The following is a 25,362-nucleotide window of genomic DNA, read 5'->3' on the forward strand; positions in this document are numbered from 1 at the left end:
GATAGTAGCGGTTACCCCACAGCAAGCCCTGCGGCGGGCTCAGGGCAGGCGGGTTTGCGAGGAGTAATAGCGGATAGCGGGAAATAGCTCCTAAATATTAATAAAAAACGCTCCAGAAAAATTCTGAAGCGTTCAAATATGCTATAAGTTAAAAGCCATTGGCTAGTAACGGTAGTATTCTGGTTTGAAAGGTCCTTTCACGTCAACGCCGATGTAATCTGCCTGTTCTGGTGTAAGGATTTCCAATTCCACGCTTAATTTCTTAAGGTGCAATTCAGCTACTTTCTCGTCCAAATGTTTAGGCAACATATAAACTTCGTTTCCGTAAGCTGCAGAGTTGGTCCAAAGTTCGATCTGAGCCAAAGTCTGGTTGGAGAATGAGTTAGACATTACAAAACTTGGGTGACCAGTTGCGCAACCAAGGTTTACCAATCTGCCTTCTGCAAGGATAATGACTTCTTTACCTTCAATGGTGTAGATGTCCACCTGAGGCTTCACTTCAGATTTTGTGTGACCGTAGTTTTCGTTCAGCCAAGCCATATCGATTTCGTTATCGAAGTGACCGATGTTACAAACGACTGCTTTATCTTTCATTTTAAGGAAGTGGTTTCCTTTCACGATGTTGAAGTTTCCAGTCGTCGTGATGATGATATCTGCATTGTCAACAACAGTGTCCAGTCTTTTTACTTCATAACCGTCCATTGCAGCCTGAAGCGCACAGATTGGGTCAATCTCCGTTACCGTAACGATAGAACCAGCACCTCTGAAAGAAGCAGCAGTTCCTTTTCCAACGTCTCCGTATCCGCAAACAACCACTCTTTTTCCAGCCAACATAAGGTCTGTCGCTCTTCTTACAGCATCTACTGCAGATTCTTTACAGCCGTATTTGTTATCGAATTTAGACTTGGTAACCGAATCATTAACGTTGATTGCAGGCATTACCAAAGTTCCGTTTTTCATTCTTTCGTACAATCTGTGAACACCGGTGGTGGTTTCTTCAGAAAGTCCTTTGATGTCCTTTGTTAATTCCGGATATCTGTCAAAAACCATGTTGGTCAAATCGCCACCGTCATCCAGGATCATATTCAATGGTTTTCTGTCTTCACCAAAGAATAGGGTTTGCTCGATACACCAGTCAAAATCTTCTTCGTTAAGGCCTTTCCACGCATAAACTTGGATGCCTGCAGCAGCAATCGCAGCAGCAGCATGATCCTGAGTAGAGAAGATATTACAAGAGGACCAAGTCACCTCAGCGCCTAGCGCTACCAAAGTTTCGATCAAAACGGCAGTCTGGATTGTCATGTGAAGACATCCTGCGATTCTTGCGCCTTTAAGAGGTTGCGATGGTCCGAATTCTTCACGGATAGACATCAAACCTGGCATCTCAGCTTCAGCCAAAGTGATTTCTTTTCTTCCCCATTCTGCCAAGGAAATATCCTTAACTTGATAAGGAACGTATTGTGTTGTTGTACTCATATTTATAATTAAATAAATTTAAAAATCAGTTCTTTAAAACTAAAGTGCAAAATTACGATATATAATTAAGATATAAAAATATGATGATGAGATCAAAACTTGAGGAAGGCCTTAATTTTGGTTTTTAAAACCCTCTATTTTCCTAAAAACCAGTGTGGCATTATGACCGCCAAAACCGAAGGCATTGCTCATTGTGATATTAATCATTTTTTCTTTGGCGCCAGTCACGATATTGATGCCTTCCGGGATGTTTGTATCAAGATTTGAAATATTGATCGTTGGCGGGATGATATTGTTTTGCATTGCCTTGATGCATAATATCGCTTCAACAGCTCCTGCGGCTCCCAACAGATGTCCCGTCATAGATTTGGTTGCGCTGATATCGAGATTTTTACTGCCTCTGAAAACCTTAGTAATGGCATTTAGCTCTGCTAAGTCTCCAAGTGGTGTAGAGGTCGCATGAGGATTCAGGTAATCCACATCTTCGGGATTGATTTCTGCATCTTGGAGAGCCAATTCCATAGATTTTGCCGCACCAATGCCTTCTGGGTGTGGCGCTGTCATGTGATAAGCGTCGGCGGTCATTGCGGCACCTGCCAATTCTGCATAGATCTTGGCACCTCTGGCTTTGGCGTGTTCGTATTCTTCCAGGATCAGTGCGCCTGCGCCTTCTCCCATGATGAATCCATCGCGTCCTGTATCGTAAGGTCGGCTGGCTGCTTTGGGATCATCATTTCTGGTGGACATAGCTTTCATAGATGAAAATCCGCCGACCGAAGCTGGTGTAATTGGCGCTTCTGATCCTCCGCTTACGATGATCTTGGCTTTCCCCCAACGGATGTAATTAAAAGCATCCATAAAGGCTGTGTTTGCCGTGGCACAGGCGGAAACCGTTGTGTAATTGATCCCACGAAGTCCATATTTCATAGAGATCATTCCGGAAGCCATATTGGCAATCAATTTCGGAACGAAAAAGGGACTGAATCTAGGCGTTCCGTCGCCCGAAACATAGTTCGTCACCTCATCTTCAAAAGTTTGCATGCCACCTTGTCCTGTTCCCCAGATGACACCGATGTCGAACGGATCGATGCTGCTAAGATCCAAACCTGAATCTTCCATCGCTTCTGCAGAAGCATAGATGGCGAACTGGGTGAAAAGGTCACTGCGTTTGATCTCGTTTCTGTCCAGATGCTTTTCCGGAGCAAAATCTTTGACCTCACAGGCAAACTTCACTTTGAATTTTTCCGGATCAAAATGCGTGATGGTTGCAGCGCCACTTTCTCCTGCAATACAATTGTTCCAAAAAGTATCAACATCATTTCCCAATGGTGTTACGGCTCCCATTCCGGTTATTACAACTCGTTTCATTTAGCTATTTTTAATTTTTAAAATATTTGAAGCAGGTTTTAATTGAAGAATAATCATCTTCGTAGATCCTGCTGTATTCTTTATTCCTAAAGTTATGTAAGGAATAATAATTTCCAAATTTAAGAATTTGATTTTCTAATTTCAGTTTTAAATCGGTTGGATGTTCTTTTTCATGCTTTGTGAAGTACTCTTATCAAGGCCACAACAAATGAAAAAATGCTCCCTAAACAATTCTGAGAGCATTGCAACTATAAATAAATGGTGTAAAATGGATTTTAAAAAAGCTGATCTAGCTGCCATTAGCTTCTTATTTCCAACCGCCACCTAAGCTTTTGTAAATGTTCACCACCGTGCTCAGCTGTCTTTCCTTAGCTTCAAGGAGTTCCATTTTGGCGTCCAGTGCGTCACGCTGATTCATCAGAACTTCCAGATAATCTGCTCTGGAGTTTCGGAATAATTGATTGGCGATCCCAATACCGTCATCCAAAGCTTTCGATTCCTGGGCTTTCATCTCGTAATATTGATCCAGGTTTTTGATTTTAGACATTTGGTTGGCGACATCGATATAGGCGCTCAGGATGGTTTTGTCATATTCATACAAAGCCTGGATCTGTTTCGCATCTGCGGATTTGAATTGCGCCTGGATTGCAGTTTTGTTAATCAGCGGACCAGCCAATTCTCCAACTAGATTATAGGCAATAGATTCTGGCAATTTTACCAAATAGGAAGGATTGAAAGCGTCCAAACCAAGAGCCGCATTGATCTCAAGATTTGGATAGAATTCTTTTCTTGCCGCTTCCACATCCAGTTTTGCCGCTTCCAGTTCCAGTTCGGCTTGTTTGATGTCCGGACGATTGGCCAACAATTGGGACGGAATTCCCGTGTAAACCGTTTGAGGAATGATGGACATAAAGCTCTCTTTCGCTCTTACGATAGGTTGTGGATAACGTCCTAGCAAAGCATTGATCTCGTTTTCCTTTTCTGTGATTTGTTGTTTCAAGTCATATTCCGTAGCGTTGGATTTTGCTAGTTCGGCCTCGAATTTCTTAACCGCCAATTCCGTTGCAGCCATTGCTTGCTTTTGGATCTTTGCCACTTCGAGAGCTTTTTTCTGTAGATCCATATATTGGTGGATGATATCGAGCTGATTATCAAGTGATAGTAATTCATAATAATGATTGGCAACTTCAGCGATCAAACTAGAAAGAACAAAGTTTTTGCCTTCCACCGTGGAGAGATAATGGGCGACGGCCGCTTTCTTTTCGGTTCTCAATTTATGCCAGATATCGATTTCCCAATGCGCGACCAATCCACCTTCAAAGTTCTCCAAATTCTCGGGAACTTCTTTTCCGTCGGTGATCTCTGTGGAAGCGTCTCCTGCTCCGGTACTTGTATATCTTCCAACTTTTTCCATGCCAGCTCCTAATCTTGCAGCAACTGTGGGACTCCGTTTTCCGTTTTTGTAAAGCACATTGCTTTTCGCAATTTCGATTTCCTGCAATGTGATCATCAATTCCTGATTGTTTTTCAGCGCTTCATCTATTAAATTGACAAGATTAGGATCTGTAAAAAACTGTTTCCAGGGTGTGATCCCGGAATTGTTTCCAGCAGTTGTCTGATTGCTAAAATTTTCAGGAATCGTTTCTTTCACCTGATCCTGGATTTGGGTTGCTATTGGTGCTTTACATCCAATCAATGCTAATGAAATGAATGCAGCAGCTATTATATTTTTATTTGTCTTCAAATTTTCCATCGTGTTGGTAAGGTTCTGTGTTTTCTGTGAGAGGATTTTCCTCTTCATAATAAGTCAGTTTGGATTTCGCAGCAATGTTGGCGAAGATGTAGTACAATCCAGGAATAATCATCAATCCGAAAATGGTCCCGATCAGCATTCCGCCAGCTGCAGCTGTTCCGATTGTTCTGTTTCCAACGGCTCCCGGTCCAGTTGCCAAAGCCAATGGAATCAATCCTGCGATGAACGCAAATGACGTCATCAAAATCGGACGGAATCTGAGAGATGCACCTTGCAAAGCCGCTTCTTTTGTAGAAAGTCCTTCTTCCGCTTTTTTCTGAACCGCAAATTCCACAATCAAAACGGCATTCTTACCTAGTAGTCCGATGAGCATTACCATCGCCACCTGCGCATAAATATTATTCTCCAATCCGAAGAGACTTAAACATAAAAATGCTCCGAAGATTCCCGTTGGCAAAGACAAAATAATAGGTAACGGCAAAATAAAACTTTCGTATTGTGCGGAAAGAATCAGGTAAACAAATCCAAGACAAACCAGGAAAATATAGATGGCTTCATTTCCTCTGGAAACTTCATCCTTAGAAATTCCTGCCCAATCGATTCCGAAACCTCTGGGCAAGGTTTTGTCTGCCACTTCCTGAATTGCTTTGATTGCATCTCCCGAACTGTAACCAAGCGCCGGCGTTCCGCTGACCTCAGAAGAGTTGTACATATTGTGTCTTGTGATTTCAGACAATCCGTATACTTTTTCCAGATGCATAAAGTCCGAGTAAGGCACCATTTGGTCTTTGTTATTTTTGACATAAAGTTTCAGAATGTCACTTGGCAGTGCACGGTATTGCGGACTTGCCTGCACGATCACTTTGTAAGGTCTATCGAATCGGATAAAACTGGTTTCATAATTGGAACCGATCAAGGTGGAAAGATTATCCATTGCTTTTTCAATAGTCACGCCTTTTTGCTCAGCCAGATCATTATCTATTTTCAGCATATACTGAGGGAAACTCGCGGAGTAGAAACTGAACGCAGAACCAAGTTCCGGACGTTTTTTCAATTCTTTCACAAAGTCATTACTTACGGTTTCCATTTTGTGATAATCGCCACTTCCGGCTTTGTCCAAAAGTCTTAATTCAAAACCACCGGCTGCCCCATAACCAGGAATTGATGGTGGTTGGAAGAACTCGATGTTTGCTCCGGGGATTTCTTTCGCTTTTTGTTCTAATTGTTCGATAATTTCGCTAGCAGATTCTTTTCTTTCGTCCCAGCTTTTTAGATTAATTAGACAAGTTCCTGCATTAGAGCCTGTTCCTTCCGTCAAAATCTCATAACCAGCCAAAGACGAAACAGATGAAACGCCATCAATATCCTCAGAAGCTTTTTGTAATTGTAATGCAATTTGATTGGTTCGCTCAAGCGTTGATCCCGGAGGTGTTTGGATAATGGCGTAAATCATTCCCTGATCTTCACTTGGGATAAATCCTGTCGGTAGTTTGTTACTCAAAAAGAACGTTCCAAGACAGAAAAGAAGCAGCAAAGGAAGCGTGATCATTTTTTTCGTTACAACTTTATTCAGGAGGTGGTGGTATTTGCCTGCGCCCACAGTAAAAATGTTATTGAATCCATCCAGGAATCTCGTAACCGGTGTTTTCTTTTTCTCTTTTCCGTGGTTGTTTTTCAGGATCAATGCACATAAAGCCGGCGTTAAAGTCAAAGCCACAACACCTGACAAAATAATAGATGAAACCATCGTAATAGAGAATTGACGGTAGAAAACACCGACTGGACCAGACATGAATGCCACCGGAATAAAGACCGAAGCCATTACCAAAGTGATTGCGATAATTGCACCGCTGATCTCGTGCATCGCTTCCTCTGTTGCCTTGAGCGGCGAGAGATGTTTCTCTTCCATCTTGGCGTGGACAGCTTCTATCACAACAATCGCATCATCCACGACAATCCCTATAGCCATGACCAAAGCAAAGAGTGAAATTAAATTTAATGTAATTCCGAAAGCGGACATGATGGCAAAGGTTCCTATCAAAGATACCGGAACGGCAATGGTGGGAATCAATGTTGAGCGCCAGTCGCCCAAGAATAGGAAAACCACAATCGCCACCAGGATAAAGGCTTCAAATAAGGTATGGATTACCTTTTCTATCGAAGCATCCAAGAATCTGGAAACGTCATAACTGATCTCGTAATGCATTCCTTTTGGGAAGTTATTTTTTTCGAGGTCAGCCATCAATGCTTTCACGTTTTTGATAACGTCGCTGGCATTGGAGCCATAAGATTGTTTTATGGTAACAGCGGCCGATGGTTTTCCGTTCAACGTAGAGTAGATGTCGTACATTGAACTTCCGAATTCTACATCAGCAACGTCTTTCAGTCTTACAAATTCGCCATTAGAACTTGATTTTAAAATGATATTTCCGTAATCTTTTTCGTTGCTGTAACGGCCTGGATATTTGAGAATATACTCAAAAGACTGGGAACGTTTTCCGGAACTTTCACCTGTTTTTCCCGGCGAAGCTTCCAAACTTTGAGAGTTCAAAGCCTCCATTACTTCATCGGCTGAGATGTTGTAAGCCGTCATTCTATCGGGTTTTAGCCAAACACGCATGGCGTATTCACGGGTTCCGAGGATATCAGCTTCTCCTACACCTTTAACTCTTTTGAGTTCAGAAAGTAGATTGATATCTGCAAAGTTGAAAAGGAATTTCTGATTCGCTTTCGGATCATCACTGTAAAGGTTGATGTACATTAGCATATTCGGTTCTTCGCGGGTGATTTTCACACCTTCACGAACTACCAAAGGCGGTAATTTGTTGATGGCAGAAGAGATGTGATTCTGAACGTTGATTGCCGCAACATTCGGGTCTGTTCCCAAATCGAAAACCACTTGGATGGAAGCTTCACCGTCATTGCCTGCGTCGGACGTCATATACTTCATTCCGGGAATTCCGTTGAGTGCTCTTTCCATTGGGATTACCACGGATTTGATGAGCAATTCGTTGTTTGCTCCCGGATATTCTGCCGTGATGTTTACTTTTGGCGGAGAGATCGATGGGAACTGGGTGACGGGTAATTTTACCAAAGATAAAATCCCCAGAAATACGATGATCAAAGAGATCACGATGGACAGAACTGGTCTGCGTATGAATTTCTTAAACATAAAGAATTATTTTTTGAGATCATAGATGGGAGACAAAAAGATTATAGACATTAAGCTGAAATCATTTATCAATCATCGCTTATCATTAATGCATTTAGTCTGCTTTTAATTTTAATGATTGTAAGACTTTCTTCGGATCTTGTAATTTGGTTTCCACTTTCTGATCGTCTTTCACTTTTTGAACACCTTCCAGTAGGAATTGGTCATTGGCCGTCAATCCTTCAGAAACCACGTAGAGATCTGGAAGATTGTAAGCTACTTTTATGTTTTTAGAATGCACTTTTCCAGTCTTATCAACCAGGAAAACATAGATCTGATCTTGGATTTCGTAAGTTGCTTTTTGAGGAATGATGAGCGCATTTTTCAGTGGGACAGTCATCTGTACTTTTCCGGTCTCGCCATTTCTCAGTAATTGGTGTGGATTAGGGAATTTGGCTCGGAAAGCGATGTTTCCGGTTTCATTATCAAACTCACCTTCGATGTTGGCAATCGTTCCCTTGTTTGGAAGCAGTTCGCCATTGGCCATCAGGAGAGAAACCTGGTCATTTCCTCTTTCTGCAGAATGCGTCTGATAATTGAGATATTCCGGTTCGGAAACGTTGAAGTATGCATAGATTCCGGTGTTGTCGGAAAGGCTTGTCAACAGATCACCTTCGTCAACCAAACTTCCCACTTTCAACGGAATCCTATTAATAAATCCTGAAAAAGGCGCTTTCACATTCGTAAAGTTGAGGTGGATCTGAGCCAGTTTCATTTCTGCGTTGGCTGCGTCCAGTTTTGCTTTTGACATCGCTCTTTCGTTTTTGGAAACAATGTTGTTGCTGGCCAATGTGCTGGAGTTCTGCAATTCTATCTTTGCCTGTTCTACTTCGGCCTGCGCTTTCAGAAGTTCGGCTTGGTAGATCTGAGGCATAATTCTGAAAAGCGTTTGTCCTGCTTGTACAAATTGGCCTTCATCAACATCTATTTTTTCCAGGAAACCTTTTTCCTGAGCACGGATCTCTATGTTTTTCAGGGATTGGATCTGCGCCACATAATCTTTTGTGATGACGGTGTCCATTTGTACAACTGTGGTAACAGGATAAACGACTTTTTCTTCTTTCTCTTCTTTTTTATCTTTACAGCTCAAGATCGTCAGCAGTGCGCTGAGAGCAACAGAAATTGTGACTCTATTGTTCATAATTTTCATTTTGAATAATTTTTATTTTTTTAATTGAGGATTGAATTAATGACCAAAAAGACCATCAGTACAGTAAAACATTGAATACGGGAAAATTTCAAAAACAAGAAGGGATGTTACCACTTTGGAATAAGGGTAAATTTTGTTTTTGAAAAAGTGAAATTTAAATACGTATAGAACGCAGCAGAATGAACCTTTTTATCGCGTATATAATCGTTGCCGGCTCGTGGAATTTCTGTTTTGTGCGTCTGAAATACCAATGCAAAAGATAACCAAAGCCGAAAACAGCGAGAACTGCAATAGCACTGAAGGCGTTGGAAAGGCCAAGGTCAAATTCTTCCGGAGCATCCAGAGAATCGCTGATCTGCTGCAAAGAATTTCTCTCCAAAGCATGATTGCGGTGGTGCTTTTTGGCAAATGAAAAGAATTGAAAAGATATATTCTGACTTCCGAAATCTTGCTGAAAATCAAGAGTCTGCCTGTTCTCTACTGTAAACAGCAGAAAAATACCCATCAATAAATATACAATTCCTTTTTTCATTTTGGTACTGCAAATTTACTTTGTTATCTGTTAACAAGATCTTAAATATGAAAATTTAAGGAATTTTTAAGTTCACACTTATTTTCTTTAATTTTTCGAAATCGCTTTGTTTTTATTACATTAGCAGAACAATACTATGTGATGCCACTTTACAAAGATCTTTCCGACGATGTTGCCACCATTCTTATCTGGGAGTACGATAGGGATGAAGATCTGAATCCTGAACTTCTGTTGGAGCCGGAAAATCAGAACAAGATTTTGGGTTATCATCCCAACAAAATAGCGGAAGTGCTGATGGTCAGAAAAATGCTGAAATCGATCATGCCCAATTATAAGATTTTATATAAAGAAGACGGCGAACCTTATCTTTTTCCGAATGATCTGCAGATCTCTGTGAGTCATTCTTTTCCGCTGGCAGGTTTGGCAATTTCAAAAAATAAAATTGGAATTGACATTGAAAAACGCAAAGATAAGATCAAAAATATACGTCACAAATTCATTCTTCACGAGAATCATTTCATTGATGATGCTGAGGAAGTTGATTTTCTGACTGCAATCTGGTGCGTGAAAGAAGCGCTCTACAAAATCCATCACAGCAAACATTGGTCACTGAAAAAGCATTATGACGTTTTGCCTTTCAGTCTGAAAGAAGAACTATCTGTGAAATGCAGAGTTTACGATGATGAGAATGAAGATTTCTTCAATGCGAAGATCAGCTTCTTTGATCATTACTGTTTTGCAGTCGTAGATTGATAGATGAGATATTCTTCTATGATTTTTCTTTGATCTTTTGCGACGTCATAAATTAATTCCAAAAGTTCCTTGATATTTTTGATTTCAGTTAAATGACTGACTGTGAAAATTCTGTCGTCAGAAATCGCCTGATTTTCCAGCTCTGCTTTTCTTTTTTCCAATAAATCGGAAACGTGATCTTCCGGTTTGATGTGACTTTCAATCCTTGTTTGTTCGTCCAGATCTTTTTGAAAGAGTAAGGACGATGTTCTTAATAATTCTGCAGAGATCTTAATCTTCCAATTCTGAAAATCAATTTCCGGGAAGTCGTGACCGGATTTTGCGTATTGCGATAATGATGCAGTGTAAGCGGTGATGAGGTGCGTTGTGGTGACAAACTGATGAACGGTTTCCAGCTTTCTTTGCTGATTTTTGGGGTCAGAAATCATCCTTTGAAAGTTATCCGAAAGATTGGCCAGATCGATGATTGCATTTTTTCTGTGCATTCGGAAGTCTTGATCCTGCATGTGTTTTTTCAGGAAATGATCCATGATTGCCCGGAAATAATCCAGATTGCTTTTGGACGATTTTTTCATCAGATCCAGATTCTGCGTATGTTCCCAAACCGGCAAGATAAAGTAGGCGACTAAAAATGTTACGGCGCCACCAATCAGAGTATCAAGAATTCTGTCTTTAAAAATGACATTGACATTTCCTGGTCGTAAAAAATTGAAAGACAAAAAGATATAGATGGTCATAAACAAAACTGCCCAGAAATATTTTGATTTTAATAAACTGAAACACAGGATCATACTTAATAAAAGAATGACTAGAATTGCACCCGGATCTTTTACAAAATATAAAATAATATAAGCGATGATTCCACCTGCAATAGTTCCGAATAAGCGCAGGAGATTCCGGTGTTTTGTGGTAGAGTAGGCTGGTTTCAGGATGGCAATGATTGTGATGAGAATCCAGTAGGAATGCCCAATGCCAAGGATCTCGAATCTGGAAACAATGTAACCTATCAGTAAGGCAATCGTAACCCTTATGGCGTGCCGGAAATGTCCCGAGTTGAGAGAGAAATTAGAAAAGAAAACCTTGAGATTCATCTTTTCTTCTTTTGGTAAAAACTTGGAATAATCTAATCCGGAAGATAAACTTTTCGCCAGTTTTTTATCCTGAGAATGAACGGTCAGAATTGTTTTGACCTCGTCTGTAATTTCGGTAATTCTCATCAGAACCTGACGGATCATCATAAAATCTTCCAGCGTTTCTGATGAAAATCTTTGAGATCGATGGTCAAAGAAATCATCATAAATTTTCTTCAATTCATTGTCGAAATTTGTGATCTGTCTGAAGGCTAATCCGCTTTGAAGGGAAATTCCGAGATTGGTAATTTCATCTGCCATCGCTACAAGGTAGTCGTGAATCTTTTGAATCAGGGTGGTGTCTCCAAAAACTTGATTGATTCTTTTGTAATCATTTTCTGAAGTGAGAAGTTTATCGAAAAGGTCAAAAGAATTAAGAAACATCAGCATCAGAATTCTACTTTGGGTGGTAGATTCATTCACGATCTGTCTTGTTTTGAAGACGATTTCCCGTGTGTCTTCCTGATGATTTTTGATCTTGATCTGCTGAGAAATCAATTGATTCAGCAACGCGTCAAAATCAGGATTTTTTGAATAGTATCTGGCTTTAATTCTTAGATAATCGGCTAATTCCAGATAGTTTTCGCCAACAACCTGACTTGCTAATTTGTAAGGTTGAAGTTTAGAAACGATCATAAAAATCACAAAAAACCAAAGGCAGCCGAGAAAAAATATAAAAGAGCTTTTGAGAATATCATCTCCGGTGAGGTGTCCATCAATGAAGATACTGAGAACAACGAGCGCAATGGATCCGAAAGTTGCCAATCTAAGTCCGTAAACCCCAATCATTGAGAAGAAAAATCCGAAAATAAGGATTTCCAGATAAACAGCAATCGGAAATTCTTTAACGAGACTTGCAAAAAGCGCAATGAAAAAGAAAGAAAAGATGGATAATACTAAAGTGTTCCTTCTTCTGATAAACGGTCCTTGTTGATCCGTCAATCCTACGAAACTCGTTCCGAGTGGAAACAGGAAAAATTCCTTCAGCAAACCAAAATGTGCCAATATGATACTTGGAATTACTATTGCCAAAGCGATTCTTGCTCCGGAATAGATGTACTGGCTGGTTAAGAATTTTTTGAGTTCGGAACTGTAGTTCATATTGCAAATTTACAGAAAGTGTCTGGTAAAATGTATATTGTAAAAAGTAAAAAGTCTCTTGGTATCGAAATAAAAAAAATGCCAAAGCGAATTGCTCTGGCAATATATATCACAAAAGAATATCAAATCAAATTTGATTAGTAATCCTGTGCGTTGTAAGTTTCGCTACCGATATTCCAGGTTAGACCAAATCTCAGTGTATTGTCCAAAGCAGAATTGATTTTTGAGGTATTGATCAGGTAAGAAAGATCCAATCCAAAAGACGCGTATTTGAAACCAACGCCCACGGTTGCATATTGTCTTGCTCCTTGTTCCGGTGCTTCTGCAAAATAACCAGCTCTAAGTGCAAAGGTCTCATCATAAGAATACTCTGCTGCACCGCTGAACATGATGCTTTTTTTATTTTTGAAAGATTTTCCAATTCCTGCAATAGGACCCACATTTGGAATGTCTCCTGTCACCTCATCCGGACCGGGAGCTAATATTTTGGAAGCTTCACCACTCAAACTGAAACGGTTCATGTCGTCAATTAATAAGTCATAACCCAAACCTAATCTGGCCATTGTTGGAAGGTAAGATCTGGATTCTTCATCACCTGTATAATCCAATCTAGGTCCTAAATTCTGAACTGTCCAACCAGCTTTCACACGACCTTCGTAACCACTAATACTCTCGTGTTTCGGAGACATATAGTATCCGGAAACGTCTACTGCAAATGTGTTGGCTGGTTTCAAAGTGCTGTTGGAACCGAAGCTTCCTCCAAGGTCGGATCGGATAAATCTACCGGTAACCGCCATAGAGTAGTTGTCTGTCAGTTTCAAGGCGTAGGCTAAGTCTACAGAGAATTCGTTTGGTTTGGCAGTACCACCTTGTATGACTTCATTTCCTACAAAGTCTGTCAAATCTACATCTCCCATGTTGAAGTAATAGATACTGGCACTTAAGGTAGAACGTTCGTCATCTCCGACGAATGTGTAGAAAGAGCCATAAAGCAAGAATACATCACTGGTCAATTTACTCATATATGGTGTGTAGTTGACTCCAAAACCAGAGGATACTTTGGCAAATGGATATTTTGCAGCATTCCAAAATTGAGAGAATGCATCTGTAGATGTTACCACACCCTGATCACCCATACCACCTGCTCTTGCATCTGGAGAGATCCTCAGGAATGGAGCACCGGTAAGAACCGGCTGAATGTTTTGAGAAAAAGCAAAAGCACTAACGCTAATTCCTAATCCTAAAAATAATCTTTTTGTTAAATTCATTGTTGTTCTTTTAAGGTAAAGTTTACCGATATACTAAGTATTTGTTATTTTAATAAAACCATTTTTTCAATTGCCGTTGCGCTTCCGGAGCATTTCTCCTGATTTTGGCTGCGTGCAAATATCTTAAAAATATAAGTACCTTTTCCAACCGTGTCTCCAAAATCATCTTTTCCATCCCATTCTATGGCCTGTCTTGGTGTTCTGAAACCTTCCAGAAATGGTTCTGCAGTGATACTTGTGGACAGTGTTCTTACAATTTTTCCTGTGATCGTATAGATCTGCACATTGACGTCCAGGATGTCATCACAATTATGCTCAAACTGTACATAGGTTTTGTTGGTGAAGGGATTTGGCCAGTTGAGAAGTCTGTTTACTGTCAGTTTTTTCTCGGTCTCGTCTTTTACTACAAAGTTTAACGTAGAGGACGTGGAATTATTGTTGATATCCCAAACTTTAAACACCAACTGATGTTCGCCTGGTGTCAAGCCTTTCAAGGGGAAGGTTACAGACCCTTTCTGATAATCTTTTAAATCTGTAAAACTACAGCCATTACCGTCTCCAGCAGAGAAGTAATCATTCACAGAGGTCGTGTTGATAATATCTCCATCCAGAATAAATGTGATATCATGACCAATCCCCGCTCCCGTAGAATTGATTCCAAAATTATCTTTCACACAGGCTAAAAGCATTGGGTTTTGATCTGTGATACCGCCGTTTGCAAAGTTGGTATTGTTCATATAAAGGTGGACTCCAGGCGCTTCAGAATCGTTGATTCCATCCGGGTTGATATCCCCTACGATCTGTGCCTGATTTGCAAATACATCGTGCGCATTTACTTTTGCATCGATGAAGTTATCCGCGTAAGCCAAAATCCTTCCTTTTACTGGCTGTCCAGTAGTTGGGTCGGTAGGTATTTCGTAATTAATGTCTTTTGGGACGTAGAATTCTACAGTATAATTACCATTTTCAACTTTTCCTGACGCTTTTACGATAGCACTAGGTTCTTCTACAAAAGAGTAGATCATATCCACATATGGTGGTTTTGTTTTGTCTAACTTGTCATTATTCAAAGTTGTTTTTGTGATTTTTTTATCAAAAATATTGATAGCAATTCGCCCATTGAAGGTGGTGTCCAAGGTTCCATTTGGCTTTGTAACTTGGCCTTTGATGGTTACAAAATCTAATGCACGTATTTTACCAGCAACGGGTGTTTCGATATTGTCAATTTTTAACAGCCTTTTGGGTCTGCTCATTTTCATAGCAGGATCACCAAGATAATTAACTTTCAGATGCTCAGGGGTTGAGTTATATAGATTAAAATACCGGTTTTTCGTGAGTAGGTACGCATCGCCTAGAGGTAGGAAGTCGTCATTATATAATTTGAATAGATTATCTGTAAAAGGTAAAGTGAATTTTCTTCCGTAGTCTACACTTATTTTCCGGCTGGAAGTAATCATCGTTGCGGCACCACCGGTTTCCAGCTTCATCACCTGCTCGCCCACGGAATTTGTATTGGGCTCGTCCCACAAAGTAAATTCACATGTAATAGTAGAAACCAAAGGAAATCTGCTATAGACACCAGTGAAATTATTAAAACTCTGAACTTCTGTAGACGATATCACTCTTTCCTGAGCCCAACTGTTGATACCTCCGTGTCCGAAATAAAATAAATACAAACTATTGCCAATATCATTGGAAATTGCTTGGTTTACTTGTGGATATCTTTGCCCGCCCGCATTGGTGACTGCCGGGAATGCGTCAAGATAAAGTTTCTTCACGTTATATTCTGGTTTGTCTGTGTTTCCTTCAAAATTCTGCTTTACAGTATAATCTACAAGATTATGAAATGGAGCAGGGATGCTATAGGGTCCACTGCCATGAGAGTCGTCATCTGCTACAAAATCCAGCTTCATCCTCCATTCACCAAATGGATTAGATTGTCCTGGCAAAGCATTGTAGTAAGCTAATGTTTTGTCCAGCATAGTTTTAGCTTCTGCTAGATTACTTGCAGGCATCCTTCCTATGGGTAGATCTGGTAATATTTGAGTAATCTTTGGACTGCTTTGTGGTGAGGTCATCACAAAATAATCATCTGTTACAAAAGAGCCTTCCAGATCTGCACTGAACTCACTTTGATAACTTGGGATGACATCAGTATTGCGGGCAATCCTGTTTTTAAAATCGTAAGAGGTATCGCCTAATAAGAACACATACTTAAGAGACTTCGATGGGGTATTCAGCTTTGTGACAAAGTCTCTGATAGCTGTAATATCCTTGCTGCCGCTACTGAACTCGTTATATATCTTATTCACATCTACAACCTGAACATTAAAACCACTTACTGACTGATGGTATGCGGCAAGTCTCTGTGCCTGAGTGATATATGAAGGTTGTGTGACAATCAAGTAATCTACATTCTTAAGGCTTGAGAGATCCTGATTATCGATTCTGCCTACAAAATTGGGTTCGAAAGCAGCAGTATTTTTAAATGCAGCAAATTCATTATTGAAAAAAGTATTGTTGGCTATGTATCCGAAGTTGAACGTGCTGTTTTGTGGGTTTTTATTAACTACTTTTTTTGCATTTGTGATATCTGATACATCCCAAACCTGATCAATGCCAGCTGCATTCGTGATAGAAAAGCCGTATAAATCTCCAGTACCTTCAATAATATCAAACGCTCTAAAATTCATTTGGGTATTGTTGAAATTCAGATCCTCCTTATACTGTACTTCTGCAAAATCAAAGTAAAATTTAGCATTGGGATTGGCACTGATATTCGTAGTGTAAGTAAACTTAAAACTAGTTCCACTTTGATTGGTCAAGGTTCCATAACGGGGCAATTGTACAAAACTTTTAGCATCAGATCTAACTGGATCTTCTCTTTTTTCCCCATTGAGATCGGTCGTAATTTTAGCAGACTGGGCATCAAAGCCAATCACCTGCGTTTTGAAACGAATCACATCATCCGTCTGTATAGGACTTCTGGTATTAAAGATGATTTCTCGATTCCCAGAAATGACATCGCCAGTCCAGAGTCTTCCTAGTTTTACCAGATTGAATTTTTCTTCATTGATAAATTGATAATCGTCATATCTGGTAATAAGATCTTGTGGTAAAGGATTATCTGTTGTCTGAACCCTTTTCCCAGCACCAATATCAAAGTTGATAAAGTAGTAGGAAAAATCTTCGTAAATATTTACAAAATGATCAGTGGGATAGTCCCTAGTGTCTGTTCTTTTGTTTCCATTCCCATTGTTGAAATCGTAAAGATTATACCCATGAGGACCTTGCGCATAAAAAAGCGCGTAATCATCATTATTCCATACGCCATCCTCTTCCCCAATGACCTGGATGGCATCTTCCTGCAATGCGCTGTAGCGGTTGTCCTGGTTGAACTCAGGTAGCATTAATCCGCCATTGCCGTAAATTCTGAAATTTTTTGGATTAACGTTGGCCGGGTTGATGCCATTTTGCTGTAAAAACTGTTTAGTTATTTTGAAAATCCCAGACTTGTCCACTTTTATTTTATAAAAAGTACCGGATTTTAGAGGATTATCTGTCGTGCCAAGTTTGTTGTTGCCATTTTTATGGAGGGAAGATGCTTTAACATTCGTCTGGTTGATACTAAAAGAGACTAGCCGGTAGATGTTATTATTCTCAGCCTTGATGGCATCTACAGTAATATTGGCGTTTGCAGCTTTTTCAGTTTCATTGTAAAAATAATTAATACCTGTCTTTGGTGTCGAGGTAATAGAATTAATTTTTAGATCCTTGATGTCTTTTTGAGGAATTATTTCCCAAACAAACTGATCCAATTTGACCTGATTTTCAGATTTTATGTTAAAATTTGCAGAAACAGAATTGGACTCCACCTGAAAATGATAATTGCTGAAAGAAGGAAAAGTTACTTTCTCCGTTCCATAGTCCACTTCTTTATAGCTATCCCAAGCAAGGACGATCTTTTGAGAGTATCCAAAAAAGGAAATAGTACAAAAAATCAGAATATAAAATTTGAATTTCATCAATGTTATTTTATTTAATAATACAAAATAAACGATTTTTTTAAAAAAATGGTATATAATAAAATTAAATTATCTGCGTTTTATCAAAAAAAGACAAACATTATTTGATTAATTAAAGAATTTCTATTTTCTTTGTACTTTGAAAATTTCTATAAACTATTATGAAAAAAATCAAGCTGTTTTCGATAATTTCGCTAAGCGCAACATTGCTTCTGGTAAGTTGTGGTGGAGGTGGGAACACCAAGGGCGCAAAACCTGGCGGCAGTGGTTTTGTAAGTAAAACCGGTTGGAAACCAAACGAAAAAGACGGATGGTTCTTTTCTGGTAAGCAACAAAAACAAAAAGGATCCGTAGGGATGGTTTATGTAGAAGGCGGTACTTTCACCATGGGACTGGTAGAAGACAATGTGATGCATGACTGGAACAATACCCCTAGAAGAATGCAGGTAAGTTCTTTCTTCATTGGCGATACAGAAACAACCAACTCCGAATATAGAGCGTATACTACTTGGCTCAAATTTGTTTTCCCATCTTCAGATCCAAGTTTCAAACATATCTACTCAGGTGCATTACCAGATACTTTGGTTTGGAATAACAAACTTTCCCGTAATGACTATGCGGAGACTTATTTCAGATCTCCAGAATATGATTACTATCCAGTGGTGGGTGTTTCTTGGCTCCAAGCTACGAAATATTGCGACTGGCTTACAGAAAGAGCGAACGAAAAAGTGCTTATGAAACAAGGCGTCATAGCAAAAGACCTCTATTCTGGTGATAAAGGTGCTACAGCGGGAGCTACGTTCAATATGGACAAATTCAAGTCAAATGATCCAGAGATGGATGCGTACATTGACAAAGACAAACTTCAGAAAAGAAATGGTATCAAAACAGCGAACGAAAGAATTGCTGCTGCAAACAGAGGATCCAGCTCTGGAGTGGTTGAAAAATTCAGACTTCCAACAGAAGTTGAATGGGAATTCGCGGCGCTTGGCCTGCAAAAAGAAAGAGATTACAACAACTATCTAGGTAAGAATACGAAAATTGACGACCTTAAAGGTAAAAAAGGTAAGAACAGAGGGATGTATCTTGAGAATTTCAAGATGGGTAGAGGAGATTACTCTGGCGTTGCGGGTTGGAAAAACGATGGTTCACCTACAACGGCCGACGTGAAACAATATCCTTCCAATGATCTGGGAATATATGGGATGTATGGTAACGTTGCAGAATGGGTAGCTGACATCTACAGACCGATGATCGATGAAGAATTTAGCGACTTCAATTATTTTAGAGGTAATGTGGTAAAGCAGACTGTTAAAAATGAAGACGGAACTTATAAGAAAATCACGAATGAAAATGTAAAATACGATACATTAGCAGATGGACGTCTGGTTTACAAAGGACTTCCTGGTGAGTACGAAAGAAAGGTACTAGATGATAATAGCAACTACAGAGATGGTGATTATCAATCTTCATTAGACGCTGGTGGCACAGCACCAAGCGATAGTACAGAATTCAATATGTATAATTCCGCAAAACCAAAATTCATTGTTGATAAAAGCGGAAACGTAGTTGTACAAAAAGAAAAATCCAAAATCACTACTCAAGTTTCTGATTACAGCAGAGTGGTAAAAGGTGGTTCTTGGTTAGACTCAGCCTATTGGTTGGATCCGGGTCAAAGACGATTCAAAGATCAAACGAAAGGTTTTGGATGGATCGGGTTCCGTGTAGCACAAGATGCGAAAAACAACAAAACAAAACGTACAAAAAGATAATCTTATCTTTTAATAATATCAAAACAGCAGAATTTTCTGCTGTTTTTTTTATTTCAAATCACCACATTTGTTTATTTTTGATTTATGAATATTGATCAGTTTTATCCCATTTATTTACAAAGTAAAAATATTACCATTGATAGCCGTAAAGTTGAACACGGAAGTCTTTTCTTTGCATTCTCCGGCGAAACTTTTAACGCTGCAGAAAAAGCATCTACCGCAGTTGACAATGGTGCACTAGCCGTAATTGTGGAGGATAAGGAGTTTGAAGACGCGGAAAGACATATTTTCTATGTACCTTCTACACTTGAATTCTTACAGGAGTTGGCGGTTTTCCATAGAGATCAATTAACGATTCCTATCATTGGACTTACTGGAAGTAATGGGAAAACAACCACCAAAGAATTGATCAGTGCGGTTTTATCACGTCAATACAACACCCAATTTACTCAGGGGAATCTTAACAATCATATTGGCGTTCCGCTGACATTGCTTTCCATCAGAAAAGAGCACGAGATTGCAGTCATAGAAATGGGAGCCAATCATCAGAAAGAGATCGAAATGCTGTGTGAGATCGCAAAACCAAATATCGGTTATATTACCAATTTTGGGAAAGCCCATCTCGAAGGATTTGGTGGTTACGAAGGCGTCATCAAGGGAAAATCTGAACTGTATGAGTATCTGATCAAGCATCATCAAAAGGTGTTAGTGAATGAAAACGATACAATTCAAAACGATAAAACAAGTGGTTATTTTTCAAAAATAACGTTTGGAACGGCTGAGTCTGATTACCAATTCCAACCTGTGTTGAAAGACCATTTTGTTGGGGTCAACTATCAGAATGCTCAGATCTTCTCCAATCTTACAGGCCAGTATAACTACGATAATATTTCTGCAGCCATAGCCTTAGGATTGTATTTTAATTTGAATATTGAGACCATAAAAAGCGCCATCGAAGGTTATTCACCATCCAATATGCGATCTCAGATCCAGATGAAAGGGGATACAACACTGGTTTTGGATACTTACAATGCCAATCCGAGCAGTATGTTGGTCTCTCTGGAAAACTTCAAATCGTTTGAGGGAACAAAAACCATTATCATTGGTGATATGCTAGAGCTAGGCGAAGATAGCCATAAAGAACATCAGAGCATTCTGGATTTTGCAAAATCTTGTGAATTTGATGAAGTCATCACCGTTGGTCCGTATTTTAAGTCGGTTTATCCGTCAGAAAACGCCTTTGAAAATACATCAGATTTAGTCGAGCGGCTGAAAGAAACTCCAGTTCACGGAAATCATATACTGCTGAAAGCCTCCCGTGGCATAGCGCTCGAAAAGATCATCGATTTTTTATAGAACATAGAAATCCTCAATTATGATTGAGGATTTTTACTTTTGAAATCGTTGAGGATCAATTTGATATTGTTGAATGTGGAAGGTAGGATTTCGCTGTCGATTTCTTTCTCGTTTTTCCAACCCACTTCGCTAATGCCTTCTTCTATCTGTGGTTTTGGAGTGCCTGTTCCAGCGTACATCATTTCAAACCAGTAGGTTATTTTTAGGACTTTTTGTCCGTCTCTTTCTGTGTAGATGTGGTAAGTGGAATTGATAAAATCCTTTAGTTCCAGATCAAAAATCCCACATTCTTCTTCCACTTCCCTTATTGCTGCAAGCTCTTTGGATTCTCCCTTTTCAATTTTTCCTTTCGGAAGATCCCATTTTCCAAGACGGTGGATGAAGAGAATTTTGTCCTCAGAATTAAGAACAATTCCGCCAGCAGCTTCGATATTTCTGAAAAACCCCTTGAAATCTGCCCACAGTTGATCAATATCCTCGTGATAAATATTAAGGCCTTGCGATGGTGTATTTGTAAGCAGGTCGATTGCAAATTCAAAACTATGCGTCCCATCGTAATTCAATGTTTTCGGGCTGTCCTGAGGCTCCCGACTCAAAACTATTTTTTTTTCATTGATAAAAACTTTATACATTTGTAAGGCTTTTGATATTAATACAAAAATATAAAAAATGAATTTAGAAGGACGAAAAATTATAGTAAATAAATCTTCATCTGAATTGGCAGGAATGCTGAAGAATCCCCAGGATTATAAAGATCTGATGCCGGAAGGTCTTCAAAGTTTCGAAGCGAGAGAGGATGGTTTCAAATTCGGATTGAAAGGAATGCCGGAAATAGCCCTTAAAATAGAGAATGTATCGGATAAAGAAGTGGTGCTAAAGTCTGCCAGTTCCAGCCTGGACTTTGCTTTAACCGGTTCTATGAATCCTTTGAATGATAATCAGACAGAGGTGCAGTTGTTATTCGAAGGGAAATTCAACCCGTTTATCAAAATGATGGTAGAAAAGCCACTTCAGAATTTTATCAATTCTTTGACAGATAAGATAGAGCAACTGTAGTTAGCAAAGCAATCCGGACGAATGATCCGTCTCGCTTCCGGTGGCGGATGACAAAACATTATTGAGATTCAACACTCTTAAAACGCCCATAAAAGCAAAAATCAAAGCCTCTTTGTATTCCATCATTTCTTTTGTTGGAATATGAATGTCGGTTTTGGTCTTTGCTTTTATCTTTTCTATGAGAAAACTGTTGTAAGTTCCACCGCCGGTTATCAATACTTTTTTAATGTCAAATTCATTGAGTATCGCAGCAATCTGAACCGCAGAATGTTCTGTGAAAGTAGCCAAAAGATCTTCTGTTCTTTGGTTGTTTATGAATGGCAGGACAGACTCATTGATCCATTCTACTCCCAAAGATTTCGGCGCTTTCTCCTTGTAGAATTCTAATTGATTAAGTTTCTTTAAAAGATTGTGATCTATCACGCCTGTTCTTGCCAGATCACCGCCTTCATCATATTTTTTTCCAAGTTTCAGAGCCAATTCATTTAGAATAATATTGACAGGACAAATGTCAAAAGCCATTCTTTTTCCGTCTCGGGTCAAAGAGATATTAGAAAATCCACCAAGATTGAGACAAGCATCAAACGCCGGAAACAGTAGTTCATCGCCAATCGGGACCAGTGGCGCACCATTGCCACCAAGCAGGACATCCTGACTTCTGAAATCGTAAACAACAGGTGTGTTGGTGATGATTTTTATAGCTCGTCCGTCTCCGATTTGCAATGTAAATTTGTTTCTGGGCTGATGGAAAACCGTATGACCGTGCGAAGCAATAAGGTCGAGTTCTGTAATGTGATGTCTGGAAATAAAATCCTGGGTTTTTTCGCCAAGGTAAAAACCATAATCAGAATTCAGTTCCAACAATTTTTCGCTGGTAAAGTGGATGGCATTTTTAAGATCGTTTTCCCAAGTAGAAGCGTAGGCAACGGTTTCGCATTTCAGGATTTCAAATGCCCAGTCAGAACCGTTTCTGGTAAATTTGGAGTAACAGATATCCAAGCCGTCAAGACTGGTTCCCGACATCAATCCGATCGCATAAAAAGTGGATCTCATAAAAAGTTTTTACTAAATATCTAAATTATCACTTCTAAGCTGTAAAGAAAATTACTTACTGGTGACGGGCAGATTGGTAGAGTTGAAACTTCCGGAATTGTTGAAGAATGTGTATTCTGAAAAATCGTCCTTGGCAATCATTCCTTGCGCACCAACCAAGATATTGCCATCTTTGTCAGACACATAAACTGTGTCTTTGGTGTACATTTTTTTATTTCTTTTGTCCCAATTGATGGTTTCTGTGACGAAGGTCTGTCCTTCTGTGGTAATGATTTTGACTCTGCCTTTTGCAAAATAAAAATCTCTTTTGATATTGTTTTTACCATATTTTGCCCAGATCTTGCCAGGAACTTTGGGGTTCTTTTTGTCGAAAAATTCCAGATAAATGCCCTTTTTTGCTTCTATGTAAGGAGAATCTATCAGTTCGTAACTTTCCAAAAGCGGTGCTTTGAAACGGACATTGACCCTGCCAGAATCCTTCTGCAGAATATCCGCGTTGTAGATGACCTGCGATGCAAAATTGGTTTTCTTGTTTTGATTGATCTTCGTAAGATCTTCTTCACAGGACTGCATAAGAAAAAACATCAGCAACAAAAAGAATTGTTGTGATGTTTTTAAGTGTAATATTTTGAAACAATAATCTTTCATAGATTATTTTGAATGTTCATTCATTAGTTGTAAAGTCGCTTTGCAAACCATTTATCTGCAAAGTTAACCCCTATTCTCAAGTTGACAAAATTCTGACGGATCATATTATTGTCCAATGTTCCTCTTTTTCCAACTTCCAAGCCAAGATCTATGCTACTCATACGGTTGATCACACTCTTTTGGAAAGGTAGTGTAACGCCGGCAGTAATTGCCATTTTGTTGATATTGGTTCCGTTGATCTGTAGATTGCCTTTTTCGTAGTACGCACCATATCTGTAGATGATTCTGGAGAAATAAGAACGGAAGTTGTTGAAGTTGGGAAGGTACCAACCTCCCACGGAGTATCTGTAAGAATCCTGGTAGGCCAAAGTTTGACCAAGGAAATTGAAGTTTTCTCCTTTTTTGTAATCCAGCTGAGTTCCAACAAACCATTTGGTGTCTTTACCATAACCAATACCAAGTGAACCTTCCTGAGGGAGGAACTTCTTGTCAAAATTGGTTTGCTCCTCTATAATCGTTTCATTGGCTTTGGTTTCCCCAAGCAGGTAAAAATAGGTGCTGTTGGTGTACGTGTTTTTCATATTACCACTGTTACCAAGAGTGTATGTTGCGCCCACTGTTAGTTTGTGGTCGTTGGCCAATTTTTTCTGGTAAGTGGTTCCGAGTGTAAAGTTGAAAGCTTTTACTCTATAGCTGTTGCTGTATCCGCTGATTAATTCTGCACCAGTAAATGCTACTTCTTCTTTATCCGATAGTTTGCCAAAAAAGAAATTAGACCTCAAACCTAAAGCAAATGCTGGTGTGATCTGATAAGAAATCGCGGCCTGGATCGTGTTCACAGAACCCTCGCCACGGAAATTATGAACCTCATTAATCAGTTCATTATTCTCATTGCTTAGTTTCTCAGTTGTGATGATATTGTAACTTTTTGAGCTGTAGGGCTGGAATCCCATGCCGAATTTCACTTTTCTGGAAATAGGAAAGGCGATGCTGATATTAGATAGGTATGTAGAGTGCTTGGTAGATTTCAGATTGTTAAAATCTGAACTGTAATAATTGTTCTCATTGCTGCCTTCTACCTTCAGTGTGGTCAATTCCAAATTGGTATTTGCAGCCGGATTTCGGAAATTAAAACTGTTGTTAAAATCCCAAACATACGCTGTAGAGATACCTCCCATTGCATTAATGTCAACTGTATTATCATATTTCACATCTCCAATCCCATAAGCGCCGTACGGTGAGTTTCCTATACTTTGCGCATTTAGGAAATATCCTGCAACCAATGATGATAAAACAAAAATTCTTTTCATATGTAGATATTGATTGTTTTTTTAAAGGTCATATGCTTTCGTGGCTTCTACATTCGTGTTGTTATAACATGAATTTTGGCGACACAGGCCTTTAAAATTTCAATCCGCAAATATCTTAATTAATAATGAATTGCAAAAATATATTTCGGTTAAAGTTTGTTAAGTAATTTCGATGATTGCTGGTTATTTTTCGACTGATGAGGCCAATGATTAGATTAACCCGTAGTGCATTATAAAAAAGGTTACTCATAATACGAAAATTTCGTATATTGTATTGACTATCAATCTAATACGTTATGAATAACCTAGATGCAATTTACGATTTTATTTTAAAGGAATTAAGAAAATTAACCATCAAAGAAAATTTTTATTTCAAACCAATTAAACCAAAATTATCTGA

General features: G+C 39.2%; 17 protein-coding genes and 1 pseudogene. 5 read left to right on the forward strand and 13 right to left on the reverse strand.

The genetic code is table 11. The features are described 5' to 3' along the window. Window positions 1–162: 162 nt before the first annotated feature. The 6 genes from ahcY to F564_RS0111260 form a co-directional block, all read right to left on the reverse strand. Window positions 163–1,476, reverse strand: a complete 1,314-nt coding sequence (gene ahcY, locus F564_RS0111235) for an adenosylhomocysteinase (protein ID WP_028122735.1) — start codon at window positions 1,474–1,476, stop codon at window positions 163–165. Between the two features lie 111 nt (window positions 1,477–1,587). Continuing rightward, on the reverse strand, window positions 1,588–2,844 hold the full coding sequence (gene fabF, locus F564_RS0111240; RefSeq protein WP_028122736.1) for a beta-ketoacyl-ACP synthase II: 1,257 nt from the start codon (window positions 2,842–2,844) through the stop codon (window positions 1,588–1,590). A gap of 307 nt (window positions 2,845–3,151) precedes the next feature. Then, a complete protein-coding gene (locus tag F564_RS0111245; RefSeq protein WP_028122737.1) occupies window positions 3,152–4,597 on the reverse strand; it encodes a TolC family protein in 1,446 nt (481 codons plus the stop codon). Continuing rightward, the gene (locus F564_RS0111250; protein WP_028122738.1) at window positions 4,575–7,769 is read right to left on the reverse strand and encodes an efflux RND transporter permease subunit; all 3,195 of its coding nucleotides are present in this window, start codon (window positions 7,767–7,769) and stop codon (window positions 4,575–4,577) included. Before F564_RS0111250 ends, F564_RS0111245 begins: the two co-directional genes overlap by 23 nt. A gap of 94 nt (window positions 7,770–7,863) precedes the next feature. Continuing rightward, window positions 7,864–8,949, reverse strand: coding sequence for an efflux RND transporter periplasmic adaptor subunit (locus tag F564_RS0111255; RefSeq protein ID WP_028122739.1), 1,086 nt, complete (start codon window positions 8,947–8,949; stop codon window positions 7,864–7,866). A gap of 163 nt (window positions 8,950–9,112) precedes the next feature. Continuing rightward, window positions 9,113–9,490, reverse strand: coding sequence for a hypothetical protein (locus tag F564_RS0111260; protein ID WP_028122740.1), 378 nt, complete (start codon window positions 9,488–9,490; stop codon window positions 9,113–9,115). Window positions 9,491–9,631: 141 nt separating this feature from the next. On the opposite strand from F564_RS0111260, the gene F564_RS0111265 reads away from it, so the two are divergent. Then, on the forward strand, window positions 9,632–10,243 hold the full coding sequence (locus F564_RS0111265; protein WP_028122741.1) for a 4'-phosphopantetheinyl transferase family protein: 612 nt from the start codon (window positions 9,632–9,634) through the stop codon (window positions 10,241–10,243). Here F564_RS0111265 and F564_RS0111270 read toward each other — a convergent pair. From F564_RS0111270 to porU, 3 genes are all read right to left on the reverse strand, one after another. Beyond that, window positions 10,219–12,474, reverse strand: a complete 2,256-nt coding sequence (locus tag F564_RS0111270) for an FUSC family protein (protein ID WP_028122742.1) — start codon at window positions 12,472–12,474, stop codon at window positions 10,219–10,221. The two genes, F564_RS0111265 and F564_RS0111270, sit on opposite strands and share 25 nt — an antisense overlap. Before the next feature lie 137 nt (window positions 12,475–12,611). After that, a complete protein-coding gene (gene porV, locus F564_RS0111280; RefSeq protein ID WP_028122743.1) occupies window positions 12,612–13,742 on the reverse strand; it encodes a type IX secretion system outer membrane channel protein PorV in 1,131 nt (376 codons plus the stop codon). A gap of 44 nt (window positions 13,743–13,786) precedes the next feature. Further along, window positions 13,787–17,767, reverse strand: a complete 3,981-nt coding sequence (porU, locus tag F564_RS0111285) for a type IX secretion system sortase PorU (protein WP_028122744.1) — start codon at window positions 17,765–17,767, stop codon at window positions 13,787–13,789. Between the two features lie 161 nt (window positions 17,768–17,928). Here porU and gldJ point away from each other — a divergent pair, with 161 nt between their 5' ends. After that, window positions 17,929–19,539 (forward strand): gliding motility lipoprotein GldJ, encoded by a 1,611-nt coding sequence (gldJ, locus tag F564_RS0111290; protein ID WP_028122745.1) that lies wholly within the window; start codon window positions 17,929–17,931, stop codon window positions 19,537–19,539. 84 nt (window positions 19,540–19,623) lie between these two features. Next, entirely contained in the window at window positions 19,624–20,895 is a 1,272-nt protein-coding gene (locus tag F564_RS0111295) for a UDP-N-acetylmuramoyl-tripeptide--D-alanyl-D-alanine ligase (RefSeq protein ID WP_028122746.1), read from the forward strand. A 17-nt stretch (window positions 20,896–20,912) separates the two neighbouring features. Here F564_RS0111295 and F564_RS0111300 read toward each other — a convergent pair whose 3' ends face one another. Continuing rightward, window positions 20,913–21,527, reverse strand: coding sequence for an NUDIX hydrolase (locus F564_RS0111300; protein ID WP_028122747.1), 615 nt, complete (start codon window positions 21,525–21,527; stop codon window positions 20,913–20,915). A 37-nt stretch (window positions 21,528–21,564) separates the two neighbouring features. On the opposite strand from F564_RS0111300, the gene F564_RS0111305 reads away from it, so the two are divergent. Continuing rightward, a complete protein-coding gene (locus F564_RS0111305; protein ID WP_028122748.1) occupies window positions 21,565–21,951 on the forward strand; it encodes an SRPBCC domain-containing protein in 387 nt (128 codons plus the stop codon). On the opposite strand, the gene F564_RS0111310 is transcribed toward F564_RS0111305, so the two are convergent. Genes F564_RS0111310 through F564_RS0111320 form a run of 3 tightly spaced genes read right to left on the reverse strand, consistent with a single transcriptional unit; the run spans window position 21,952 to window position 24,962 of the window. Then, a complete protein-coding gene (locus F564_RS0111310; protein ID WP_028122749.1) occupies window positions 21,952–23,004 on the reverse strand; it encodes an anhydro-N-acetylmuramic acid kinase in 1,053 nt (350 codons plus the stop codon). It lies immediately after the preceding gene. Between the two features lie 51 nt (window positions 23,005–23,055). After that, entirely contained in the window at window positions 23,056–23,652 is a 597-nt protein-coding gene (lptC, locus tag F564_RS0111315; RefSeq protein WP_028122750.1) for an LPS export ABC transporter periplasmic protein LptC, read from the reverse strand. Window positions 23,653–23,675: 23 nt separating this feature from the next. After that, the gene (locus F564_RS0111320; protein ID WP_028122751.1) at window positions 23,676–24,962 is read right to left on the reverse strand and encodes a membrane protein; all 1,287 of its coding nucleotides are present in this window, start codon (window positions 24,960–24,962) and stop codon (window positions 23,676–23,678) included. 296 nt (window positions 24,963–25,258) lie between these two features. Here F564_RS0111320 and F564_RS21285 point away from each other — a divergent pair. Continuing rightward, window positions 25,259–25,362: pseudogene (locus tag F564_RS21285) on the forward strand (IS982 family transposase); the annotation flags it as partial.

Origin of the sequence: Epilithonimonas tenax DSM 16811 (assembly GCF_000428485.1) — a bacterium.
In the GTDB taxonomy this organism is placed as follows: Bacteria; Bacteroidota; Bacteroidia; order Flavobacteriales; family Weeksellaceae; genus Epilithonimonas; species Epilithonimonas tenax.